Here is an 11,903-nt window from a genome sequence, read left to right on the forward strand (position 1 = left end):
AATTACAACGACCAGCCGTAACATACTGGTCGTTTTTTATCCGATTAACGGCGTTTAGAAACAAAAAGTATTTTCTGCTGCCATTTCATCACGATATAGCTCTCACCTTCGGGCATTGCCGTCTTGACGACACACCGACTTCCGCGCACACTTCTTTTCGTGTCACGAATTGTTGACAGTTTTGTCTGGAGCGAAAAGGCAACCACTATGAGACTACAAGTCTTTTGTGTCGATCGGCTTGGGATGACCCGTGAACTGCTGGATATTCTGGCGAGCCGGGAACTGGATCTGCGGGGAATCGAAATCGACCGCAGCGGTATTATTTATCTCAATTGTCCGGAAATCGAATTTGAAGAGTTTCGTCAGTTAATGTTTCAAATCCGTCAGTTAGACGGAGTCACGGATGTGCGTAAAATACAGTTCATGCCGAGCGAGCGTGAACACAAAGAATTGAAAGCCTTGCTGGAAGCACTGCCGGATCCCTTTTTCTCTGTCAATCTGCAGGGAAAAATTGATCTGGCTAATCAGCCGGCAGAGCAGTTATTAGGCAAAACCCGCGAAGCTGTGCTGGGAGAAACCGTCCACAGTGTGCTGGGTTTCAATTTCCATCGCTGGCTGGAGAAAGACAGCGCCAAGCATTACAGCGAAATGGTGGTGTTGTCCGGCCTGGATTATCTGATGGAAGTCATGCCGGTCTACGTGGCCGATGAATCTGATAATGAAGTGCTGGCCAGTGCAGTGATTTTGCTGAAGTCCCTGTCTGAGGCCAAAATGCCGCTGGCGATGCGCAAGATCAGCGGTGACAATGGTTTTGAGCATCTGGTCGGGCAATCTTCCCGTTTCCGGCATTTGATTGCACAGGCGAAAAAACTGGCCCTGCTCGATGCACCTTTGCTGATTCAGGGTGAAACCGGGACGGGTAAAGAAATGCTGGCCAGAGCCTGTCACCAGCGTTCACTGCGGCGGGAAAAACCATTCCTGCTGGTCAATTGCGTGTCTATGCCGGATAACGCCGCCGAAACCGAGTTGTTCGGGGTGGCCGGTACCGGTGGTGAATCCGGTAAGAAAGGCATTTTCGAACAGGCCAGCGGCGGTACGGTGTTCCTGTATGAGATTGGTGAGATGTCCTCTCATTTGCAGGTGAAACTGTTACGCTTCCTGCAGGATGGCACTTTCCGCCGGGTCGGCGAAGAGAAAGAAGTGCGGGTCGATGTCCGGGTTATTTGCTCCACACAGAAACGATTGCCGGATCTGGTTGCCGCGGGGCAATTCCGCGAAGATTTGTACTACCGCCTGAATGTGTTATCTCTGGTGGTTCCGCCGTTGCGGGAACGTGCGGCAGATATAGTGCCCCTGGCTGAACTTTTTGTGTCTCAGTTTGCCCAGGAGCTGCAGCAGGCGAAACCTGTGATGTCAGATAAACTGTCCCAGATGCTGAGCCAGTATGCGTGGCCGGGCAATATCCGCCAGCTGCGCAATGTTCTGTTCCGGGCCATGACGCAGCTTGAAAGCGCCGAAATGACGGTCGATGATATTCAGCTGCCAGAGAATGAATCGGCCAGCGTGATCAACGAAGAGACACTCGATGGCTCGTTGGATGACATTATGAAGCGCTATGAAACCGGCATCCTGACAAACCTGTACCGGAGTTACCCTTCTACGCGTAAATTGGCAAAACGATTAGGGGTGTCTCACACCGCAGTAGCGAATAAATTACGCGAGTATGGCATCAGTAAGCCGTAACCTGCCTGCTGTGCTACGTCAATCACCCGGAAGGCCACTCAGCTAAAGTGGCCTGATTTTGGACTGGATGTGGCCATTTTCAAGGGCCCGTAAAAGGTTGATCAAATCCAGCCCAAAACGGCAACTGATTCTCGGATTCTGGCAGATCACGCGGTGACAGGGTATGAGTATAGGGATGGGATTCACATTTTTAGCCAGTGCCACCGCCTGATGAGCTTGTTTATTACCGAGCTGGGCAGCCAGTTCCTGACTGGTGCGTGTTTCGCCATAGGGAATGGCCTGGATAGCCTGCCAGACCTGATGCTGAAAAGCTGTGCCATCGGGCGCTAAACGCAATGAAAATTGCTGACGCTGGCCTTCCAGGTATTGCTTGAGCTGAAGGGTGTACTCTTGTAATTTTTTAGGGTGATGAACCCAGCAGGGGGGAGGCTGATAGCCGTCACTGGCAATGGTGATCAGTTTCAGCCCCTGGTCGTCGGCCTGCAGATAAATCAGACCAAGCTCAGTGTTGATCAGGTCATAGTACATAATTGCCTTCACCGGTCAGAGAGTCTTAACGGCTACCTTCAGCCAGGCACAGGGGAACGCCTCAAATGCCGGTAGCGTTAAAGTGAAAGTATAGTATGCAGAGGTCAGCTTGTTTCATTCAATCATGCAGCGTTCATCAACCTTAAAAGTTGATGAACTGACAGTGCGTCTGGTGACAAATAAAGATGCGCGTCAGATAGCGTCATATTATCAGCGTAACAAACAGTTTCTCCAGCCTTGGGAACCGCTTCGGGATCCGGCTTTCTTTACTGTGGAAGGCTGGGAACGCCGTCTGACACAACTGGCAGAACTTCATAAACACCAGTTGGCGTATTATTTTGTTATCTTCATGGAAGGCTCAGAAGAAGTCTGCGGTGTCATTAATTTCAGTAACCTGGTGCGCCACCCTTTTTACGCCTGCCATGTCGGTTATTCACTGGATGAAAAATGTCAGGGCAAGGGCATTATGCGGCGGGCGTTGAATGCTGCTATACGCTGGATGTTTGACGTGCAGCAGTTTCATCGGGTGATGGCGGCTTATATACCGCGCAATAAGCGCAGTGCGGCAGTACTGAAATCGGCGGGTTTCGAGCAGGAAGGTGTGGCTCGTGAATACTTGTTAATCAATGGGCGCTGGGAAGATCATATACTGACGGCCCGTATTAACCCGGACTGGTCGCAACCTTCGCAGTAACGGTTTACAGGGCGCATTAACTGTGGGCCGGTAAAACGGAAATAAAAAAGCTTGCGTTTACTGTATGCTCAGTACCGCAAGCTTTTTTCGTTTCAGCGTGTTGCTCTGACTTATCAGTCGACAGTCAGGATACGCATGTTGTTGGTACTGCCGACCGTGTCCATGATGTCACCTTGAGTGATAATCACCAGATCGCCTGTTTTCAGCAGATTCAGCTCTTTCAGATCGTGAATCGCATGTTTGGCAACATCCAGACCTGCGTCACCGGCACGGTCGAAAAAGACAGGTGTGACACCACGATACAGTGCGGCGCGATTGAGTGTCTGCTCATTGCGCGACAACGCAAAGATTGGCAGGCCGGATGAAATACGCGACATCATCAGCGGTGTACGACCGGATTCGGTCAGGGTGATCATGGCAGTGACACCGACCATGTGGTTGGCGGCATACATGGTTGACATCGCAATGGTTTCTTCCGGGGTATCAAAGGTGCGGTCCATGCGGTGAGAAGACACGTTCACACTGTGCTCTTTCTCGGCACCCAGACACACGCTGGCCATGGCTTTGACTGTCTCAACCGGATAATCACCTGCAGCGGTTTCAGCCGATAACATTACCGCATCCGTACCGTCGAGTACGGCGTTAGCCACGTCCATCACCTCAGCACGGGTTGGCATCGGGCTGGTGATCATGGATTCCATCATCTGAGTGGCAGTAATGACAGTACGGTTCAGGCTGCGAGCGCGGCGGATCAGTTTCTTTTGCACACCGATCAGTTCCGGGTCACCAATTTCCACACCCAGGTCACCACGGGCAACCATCACAGCGTCTGAGGCCATGATAATATCGTCCATGGCTTCTTCGCTGGCAACCGCTTCAGCACGCTCTACTTTCGCCACCAGACGGGCATTCAGGCCAGCATCGGTTGCCAGACGGCGCGCATAGTGCATGTCTTCGCCGTTGCGGGGGAATGAAACCGCCAGATAATCCACATTCATGGCCGCTGCCGTGATGATATCGGCTTTATCTTTTTCAGTCAGGGCTTCGGCGGACAGGCCACCCCCTTTCTTGTTGATGCCTTTATTATTGGATAACGGGCCACCAACAGTCACTTTTGTGTGTACTTTGTTACCTTCAACATGCGTGACTTCAAGCTGTACACGGCCATCATCAAGCAGCAGTAAGTCGCCAGGACTGACATCTTTTGGCAGCTCTTTATAATCCAGACCAACCGCTTGCTGATTACCTTCACCTTTAGGTAAGTCGCTGTCGAGGGTGAACGTGTCACCGATAGCCAGCTTGATTTTGCTGTCTTTGAAGGTAGAAATTCGGATTTTCGGGCCTTGCAGATCGCCAAGTATAGCGACGTGGCGGCCAAGCTTAGCAGCGATTTCACGGACTTGTTTAGTGCGTTGAATATGATCGTCAGGGCTGCCGTGCGAAAAGTTCATGCGTACCACGTTGGCGCCGGCCGCAATAATGGCTTCGAGGTTGTTGTCGCGATCGGTAGCAGGGCCGAGTGTAGTTACGATTTTGGTACGTCTTAACCTTTGAGACATGAAGCTCTCCATATAGTCGAAAGGATACGATGAGATGGGTTATAACTTGGGTATATAGTGTTAGCATTATCTGTAATTATATTACAGGTGCTTGTAGTAAAAAGGCGACATAGGACAATGAATTGACGACTTTGTCGTCCGTGTTGGTCGTTTTCATTCTCAGCTAAGCGGGTATTATTGTCCGTTTTAAACGCAGAGGGAATACTGAGGGTATAAAAAAGCATGGCTATATCACCATGCTTTGATGTTTTTCCACCCTGAGAATCATAAACAGGTCGTTGAGTTTAAAATAACCCTTCTTTTGCAATGCGTGAATCTTTGATGGTCTCTTTTACGCGTTTCAGGTTCTCTCTGAAACCCGGGCCACGGCGCAAGGTAAAGCCGGTTGCGAGCACATCAATGACCGTCATCTGTACCACACGGCTGGCCATAGGCATGTAGATGTCAGTATCTTCTGGAACATCGAGGCAGATAGACAGTGAGCATTCGCGATCCAGCGGCGAGTCTTTGGCGGTAATACCAATAACAGTCGCACCGTTTTCACGTGCCATCTCAGCAATTTCTACCAGATTCTTGGTACGGCCAGTGTGAGAGATCAGTACCACAACATCATTGTCAGTGCAGTTAATCACACTCATACGCTGCATCACAACGTCATCAAAACAGACAATAGGGATGTTGAAGCGGAAGAACTTATTCATGGCATCATGGGCCACCGAGGCTGATGCGCCCAAGCCAAAGAATGAAATGCGTTTTGCCTGAGTCAGCAAGTCTACTGCTCTGTTAACTTGCATCGGATCGAGACTGCTCTTAGCAACATCCAGACAAGCCATGGTGGACTCGAAGATTTTGGCTGTGTAAGCTTCTGCGCTGTCGTCTTCTTCAACGTTACGGTTTACATAGGGAGTACCGTTCGCCAGGCTTTGAGCAAGATGGAGTTTAAAATCCGGGAAACCTTTGGTATCAAGGCGACGGCAGAAACGGTTGACCGTTGGCTCGCTGACATCGGCCATTTTGGCCAGCGTCGCAATGCTTGAGTGAATGGCGGTTTGCGGGGAAGCGATGATAACTTCAGCAACCTTACGCTCTGACTTACTAAAGTTTTCTAAATTGTTTTGGATTTTTTCAAGGGTATTCATACGATAACCGCGATTCGTTGCTGAATTTCAAAATAGGCGAGTTCGTTGGGACGCTGCCAAATATGATGAAACTATACTACTTTTCTTTTCTGGCCTCCTAGCAAATCTCTGAAAATCACTTTTCCTTTTTATTATAGTTTGATCACGATCTACTTTCCCTTTCAGTTTTGAAATGATTTTAACGGGGAAAAACCAATGAAATGCCGAGTATTAAGCTGCTTTGTGTTATTTATTTTCAATGCCCGGAATTAATTTACAGTTTGAATTAAATGTACAACAAAAAGACAACGAATAAATTTCAAAGGAAGTAATGATGGAAAAAGCAAAGCGTGTCAGTGTCTGTGGCTGCGGTTGGTTAGGCTTGCCTTTGGCCAAGCGCCTGCATCATTCCGGTTATGAAACATTCGGTTCAAAGCAGACTCAAGAGGGCGCTGAAGTATTGGAGCGCCAGGGTATCAAAGGTGTTGTGGTTCGTTTGCCGCTACTGCTCGAGGCGCACTCGCCGACGCTGAACGCATTTTTAGCGGCAGATGTCATGGTGCTGAATGTGCCGCCCGGGAGACAGACAACGTCAGCAGATGAATACAGCACAAAAATCCTGTCGTTATCTGAGGCAGCGAAAGCGGCCGGTTGTCATAGGTTGATTTTTATCAGCACTACCTCGGTTTACGGGGATGCCGAAGGAGAAGTTACTGAATCAACCGAGCCTGCTCCTTCGACAGAATCTGGCAGGGTACATGCTGATCTGGAACAGCAACTCCGTCAGTCATGGGGTGATGATCTTGTGGTGTTGCGTTTAGCCGGCCTGATTGGCCCTCAACGGCATCCTGTGAAGTTTCTGGCCGGACGACAAGGCATTGCCAATGGCGGGGCGCCAGTCAACCTGGTGCATCTGGATGATGTGATATCAGCCGTTATAGCAATCTTAGAATGCTGGCCGACAATGACGACTTTGCATTTGTCTGTGCCACAGCACCCCAGCAGGGAAATATATTATCGGGAAATGGCCCGTTTGGCAGGATTAGCCCAGCCTGAGTTTCAGCCTGGTGGCGAGCAGGGGAAGTGGATAAATGCATCCGCAACCGTTGAGGCCCTGGGTCTGAACTGGCGTTATGAGGATATAATGACTCTGGCTCCTGATCTCTGAGGAGGGGCCAAGCGCTTCACCATGTAGGCTCGGTGTTGCGAGTGCCAGATAAAAAAAATCCCGCTGAAAAGTCAGCGGGAGGAATTTATCCTTAACACAATTAGGAGTTTAGCAGCAGTGGCATTGTCGATTAAAGCTGTTCAGTGAACCATTCATTGGCGGCCGGTTATCAATCACTTCGTTAATCTTAATGTCACTAGTTATGACCGAGCGCTCATCGCTTAGTTCCGATTTCACACCGCTTTTTTTGAAATATTTTCTAACCAATTGATATCTATAAGACAAAATAAACCGTTTTTTAAACAACCGCGCACTTGCTGAAACGTTCAGGCCAAGGTTGTCTGTCATCTGGTGAAAATGAAAGAAACCCGTTTCCAGACGAAAACGGGCTTTGAAGAAAATCTTCTAAGAAAAAGCAGTGGCACTATGTATGACTCCGGTATTCAGCCTTGGTTCCCACCGTACTTCGCATTATTTAAATTTTTTTCTTTTCTTCTCCGTTTCAATACTGTTCATCGCTTGTTAAATCTGTTAGCAAGGTGTAGAGTTTAAACATGTGTTTAATACGGGTGACTTAACATGGTAGTCAAAGCTGATACAAAAAGCCGCATTCTGGACGCCGCTGAACTCTTGTTTGCAGAGCATGGCTTCAAAGAAACGTCGCTGCGAACAATAACCAGCAAAGCGGGAGTCAACCTGGCCTCTGTTAACTATCACTACGGTGATAAGAAAACGCTTATCCGGGCAGTGCTGAGCCGCTACCTGGAAGAATTCATGCCAGCGCTTAAGCAGGAGCTGGAAGTGCTGCTGACCCGAGATGATTTCAGCATGGAAGATGTCTTCCGCTGTACCAAGCAACCTTTGCTGAAGCTCGGCAATTTCCGTTCTGGCGGTGCCACTATTTTCATGTCCCTGATTGGTCGCGGTTATACCGATGTTCAGGGCCACTTACGCTGGTTTATCGTAACGCGTTATAACCCGGTGCTAAACCTGTTCACGAAAGCGGTTTGCCGCGCCAATCCGTCATTAGATCCGGAAACCCTGTTCTGGCGCTTGCATTTTACCTTAGGGGCGTCCGTTTTTACGATGGCATCCAGTACCGCACTGCGCGAAATTGCTGAAAATGATTTCAAATGTACTGTGTCGACCGCCGATCTGATTGATCGCATGGTGCCGTATCTTGCTGCGGGTGTTGCCGCGCCGATAGAGATGCCTGCACCAGTATCAGCTGCGACAGAGAACTCTTACTGAACCCTGCAAAAAAAAATATAACAGTTAACTCTCGCCAAGACGTGGCAGAAAGACAAAAGGACGTGACCCATGAGTAATAAAAGTCTGAGACAACGCTACATCAGTGATCCTGCTTTCAAGGTATTTAAGAAAGTGTTACCGCCACTGTCTGATACCGAACGGGAAGCCATGGAAGCAGGCAGTGTCTGGTGGGACGGTCAGCTTTTCGCCGGTAAGCCGGACTGGAATACCCTGCTGAATTATCCCAAGCCTAAGCTGAGTGACGACGAACAGTCTTTTATTGACAATGAGCTTGAAACTCTGCTGAAAATGCTGGATGACAACCAGATTGTTCGTGAAGATCGTGATTTGCCTTCTGAGGTGTGGGAGTACCTGCGAAAAGAAAAATTCTTCTCATTGATCATTGGCAAAGAGTATGGCGGTCGCGAGTTCTCTGCGCATGCCAACTCGACCATTGTGACGCGTATTGCAACCCGAAGCCAAAGCGCCGCCGTGTCTGTCATGGTACCTAATTCTTTGGGTCCGGGTGAGCTACTGAGTCACTATGGTACAGAAGAACAGAAGAATTACTGGTTACCGCGCCTGGCTGACGGGACAGATATCCCGTGTTTTGCACTGACCGGCCCGGAGGCGGGCTCTGATGCCGGCGGTATCCCGGATATGGGTGAAGTTTGTTATGGCGAGCATGAAGGTAAGGAAGTACTGGGTATCCGCGTAAGCTGGAACAAGCGATATATTACCCTGGCACCTGTTGCCACTGTGCTGGGACTGGCCTTTAAACTGCGTGATCCGCAAGGTCTGATTGGTGATCAGAAAGATATCGGCATTACCTGTGCCCTGATTCCAACCAGCCATGATGGTGTGGAAATTGGTGAGCGTCATGACCCGCTGGGTGGTGCCTTCATGAATGGTCCAACCCGTGGTCAGGATGTGTTTATTCCTATGGAGTGGGTGATCGGCGGTCAAGACTATGCTGGGCGTGGCTGGCGTATGCTGGTGGAATGTCTGTCAGCTGGCCGTGGTATCTCACTGCCAGCGTTGGGGACGGCCATTGGCCACCTGACATCTCGCAGCACCGGGGCCTATTCTTATGTGCGTAAGCAGTTTGGTATGTCGATTGGTCATTTTGAAGGTGTTGCCGAAGCCCTGGGACGTATTGGCGGCATGACTTATATGCTGGAAGCGGCCCGTACGCTGACGACCACTTCTCTGGATATGAAAGAAAAACCGGGCATAGTGACGGCAATTGCCAAGTACCACATGACGGAAATTGCCCGTACTATCCTGAACGACGCCATGGATATTCACGCCGGGCGGGGAATTCAGTCCGGGCCGATGAATTATCTGGCAAATCAGTATATTGGTATGCCTGTGGCGATCACCGTTGAAGGGGCAAACATTCTGACCCGTAACCTGATGATCTTTGGTCAGGGGGCGACCCGTTGCCACCCTTATGTACTGAAAGAAATGGAAGCCGCTGCGAATCCGGATGCAGACCAGGCAGCGAAAGACTTCGATCAACTGCTGTTCAAACACATTGGTTTTGCGGTGGGGAATGTCAGCAAAGCCTTGCTCAATGCCTTCACCGGCTCCAAACTCAACCGGACACCGGTATCGGGTGAAACGGCGTATTACTATCGTCACTTGTCCCGCATGAGCCGTGCTCTGGCTGTAGCGGCAGATTTCTCTATGTTGTCACTGGGCGGGGAACTGAAACGCCGTGAAATGGTGTCTGCCCGTCTGGGTGATGTGTTAAGCCACCTGTATCTGGCATCGGCTGTGCTGAAGCGTTATGAAATGGAAGGGCGTCAGCAAGAAGATCTGCCTTTGGTTCATTACGCGTTACAGCACTGTCTGAACAAGTGCGGTGTTGCGTTTGATGAAGTCTTCAATAACTTCCCGCGCAAAGGGGTTGGACGGGTACTGCGCACACTGACCTTCCCGCTGGGAATTCACTATGAAGCGCCAAAGGATGAGCTGAAACTGGCGATTTCCAAATTGCTGATGACTCCAGGGGTCGCGCGTGACCGACTGACCACCAACTGCTATATCGGTGAGAAAGACAATGATCCTGTGGCTATCATGGAGCGTGCTTTCGTTGCCATGTACGGTGTGCGCGATATTGAGCGTAAACTGGCGAAAGCGGTGAAAGCCAGCACTGTGCCTCGTAAGGCACCATTAGCTGAAAAACTGAAGATTGCCCTGGATGCGGGGGTAATCACAGAAGCTGAGGTTGAGAAAGTGCATAATGCTGACCAGTTGAGATCGCGTGCGATACAAGTGGACAGCTTCGCACCCGAAGCGTTTAAAAAGGGCGCCTTACAGCCAGGGAAAGCCGCCTGATAAGCAATGATATTGCTTAATGAAGAATAAACCTGGTGGTTAAATATGCCGCGCATTTGCGCGGCATTTTTTTCACTGGCTCAGCTATCCTGAAGAGGCTTGGGCTTTTAAGACGTATCCTTATTGTCTGTGGGTGCTGTTTTCTTCAGCAACTCATGGCTCAATATCAAAAAATCTGCCTTAACACCTCCAACCACTGGTCGATTTTAGCGGTTTCGAACATAAAACTGATGCGAATTAGTGACTAACCTTTTATCCTACGGGCAACAGAACAAAGGAAGAAAACGAAATGATCATCAAACCAAAAATTCGTGGATTCATTTGTACAACGACTCACCCAGTGGGTTGTGAAGCAAACGTCAAAGAGCAAATCGAATACACCCAGTCTCAGCCTAAGCTGGAAAATGGCCCTAAGCGTGTATTGGTGGTTGGCTCTTCCACTGGCTACGGTCTGGCTTCTCGTATCGCGGCAGCATTTGGCTCCGGCGCTGCGACTATCGGCGTGTTCCTGGAAAAGCAAGGTACAGAGAAAAAGCCGGGTTCAGCGGGCTGGTATAACTCTGCAGCGTTTGACAAATTCGCCAAAGCAGAAGGTCTGTACTCCAAGAGCCTTAACGGTGATGCTTTCTCGCATGAAATGAAGCAGAAAGTGATTGAGCTGATCAAAGAAGATCTGGGTCAGATTGACATGGTGGTCTACTCACTGGCTTCCCCAGTGCGTAAAATGCCGGATTCAGGCGAGCTGATTCGCTCCAGCCTTAAACCAATGGGCGAGACCTACACAGCGACAGCAGTTGATACCAACAAAGATGTCCTGATTGAAGCGAGCATTGAGCCTGCCAGCGAGCAGGAAATTGAAGATACAGTGAAAGTCATGGGCGGCCAGGACTGGGAACTGTGGATCAATGCTCTGGCTGATGCCGGCGTGCTGGCTGAAGGTTGTAAGACGGTTGCATACAGCTACATTGGTACTGAAATCACCTGGCCAATCTACTGGCATGGTGCACTGGGTAAAGCCAAGATGGATCTGGACCGTGCTGCCAGTGAGCTGAGTAGTAAACTGGCTGCTATTAAAGGTACGGCAAACGTTGCTGTACTTAAGAGTGTTGTGACTCAGGCCAGTGCGGCGATTCCTGTAATGCCACTGTATATTGCAATGGTCTTCAAGAAAATGCGCGAAGAAGGTGTTCACGAGGGCTGTATGGAGCAAATCTTCCGTATGTTCTCACAACGCCTGTATAAAGCCGATGGTTCAGCCACTGAGCTGGACAGCGACAACCGCCTGCGTTTGGATGACTGGGAATTGCGTGAAGATATCCAGGAGCACTGCACAACGCTGTGGCCACAGGTGACAAATGAGAATTTGTTCGAGGTGACAGATTATCAGATGTACAAAGACGAGTTCATGAAATTGTTTGGCTTTGGTCTGAATGGCGTAGACTATGATGCAGAAGTCAATCCTGTGGTCGAGTTCGACGTTCAGGATGTCTGATCACTTT

At 49.7% G+C, this 11,903-nt stretch carries 9 protein-coding genes; 6 read left to right on the forward strand and 3 right to left on the reverse strand.

Features of this window, described 5'->3' with window-relative positions; genetic code table 11:
* The first annotated feature begins 207 nt into the window (after positions 1-207).
* Positions 208-1,743 (forward strand): transcriptional regulator TyrR, encoded by a 1,536-nt coding sequence (gene tyrR, locus KCG43_RS02685; RefSeq protein WP_192015334.1) that lies wholly within the window; start codon positions 208-210, stop codon positions 1,741-1,743.
* Between the two features lie 42 nt (positions 1,744-1,785).
* Here the strand turns inward: tyrR and KCG43_RS02690 are convergent, their stop codons facing one another.
* A complete protein-coding gene (locus tag KCG43_RS02690; RefSeq protein WP_192015335.1) occupies positions 1,786-2,271 on the reverse strand; it encodes a methylated-DNA--[protein]-cysteine S-methyltransferase in 486 nt (161 codons plus the stop codon).
* A 109-nt stretch (positions 2,272-2,380) separates the two neighbouring features.
* Here KCG43_RS02690 and rimJ point away from each other — a divergent pair, with 109 nt between their 5' ends.
* The gene (rimJ, locus tag KCG43_RS02695) at positions 2,381-2,965 is read left to right on the forward strand and encodes a ribosomal protein S5-alanine N-acetyltransferase (RefSeq protein ID WP_225445108.1); all 585 of its coding nucleotides are present in this window, start codon (positions 2,381-2,383) and stop codon (positions 2,963-2,965) included.
* A gap of 113 nt (positions 2,966-3,078) precedes the next feature.
* On the opposite strand, the gene pyk is transcribed toward rimJ, so the two are convergent.
* On the reverse strand, positions 3,079-4,524 hold the full coding sequence (pyk, locus tag KCG43_RS02700) for a pyruvate kinase (RefSeq protein ID WP_192015336.1): 1,446 nt from the start codon (positions 4,522-4,524) through the stop codon (positions 3,079-3,081).
* Positions 4,525-4,808: 284 nt separating this feature from the next.
* On the reverse strand, positions 4,809-5,663 hold the full coding sequence (locus tag KCG43_RS02705) for a MurR/RpiR family transcriptional regulator (RefSeq protein ID WP_046219713.1): 855 nt from the start codon (positions 5,661-5,663) through the stop codon (positions 4,809-4,811).
* A gap of 310 nt (positions 5,664-5,973) precedes the next feature.
* Between KCG43_RS02705 and KCG43_RS02710 the strand changes: the two genes are divergently transcribed.
* The 4 genes from KCG43_RS02710 (at position 5,974) to fabV (ending at position 11,896) form a co-directional block, all read left to right on the forward strand.
* Entirely contained in the window at positions 5,974-6,810 is an 837-nt protein-coding gene (locus KCG43_RS02710) for an NAD-dependent epimerase/dehydratase family protein (protein WP_255557829.1), read from the forward strand.
* 579 nt (positions 6,811-7,389) lie between these two features.
* On the forward strand, positions 7,390-8,061 hold the full coding sequence (locus tag KCG43_RS02715; RefSeq protein WP_192015337.1) for a TetR/AcrR family transcriptional regulator: 672 nt from the start codon (positions 7,390-7,392) through the stop codon (positions 8,059-8,061).
* Between the two features lie 69 nt (positions 8,062-8,130).
* Positions 8,131-10,404: an acyl-CoA dehydrogenase gene (locus KCG43_RS02720; RefSeq protein ID WP_192015338.1), complete on the forward strand. Its 2,274-nt coding sequence runs from the start codon at positions 8,131-8,133 to the stop codon at positions 10,402-10,404.
* 289 nt (positions 10,405-10,693) lie between these two features.
* Positions 10,694-11,896, forward strand: coding sequence for an enoyl-ACP reductase FabV (gene fabV, locus KCG43_RS02725; protein WP_192015339.1), 1,203 nt, complete (start codon positions 10,694-10,696; stop codon positions 11,894-11,896).
* Positions 11,897-11,903: the final 7 nt, after the last annotated feature.

The sequence above is a fragment of the Photobacterium sp. WH24 genome (genome assembly GCF_019204055.1).
In the GTDB taxonomy this organism is placed as follows: domain Bacteria; phylum Pseudomonadota; class Gammaproteobacteria; order Enterobacterales; family Vibrionaceae; genus Photobacterium; species Photobacterium arenosum.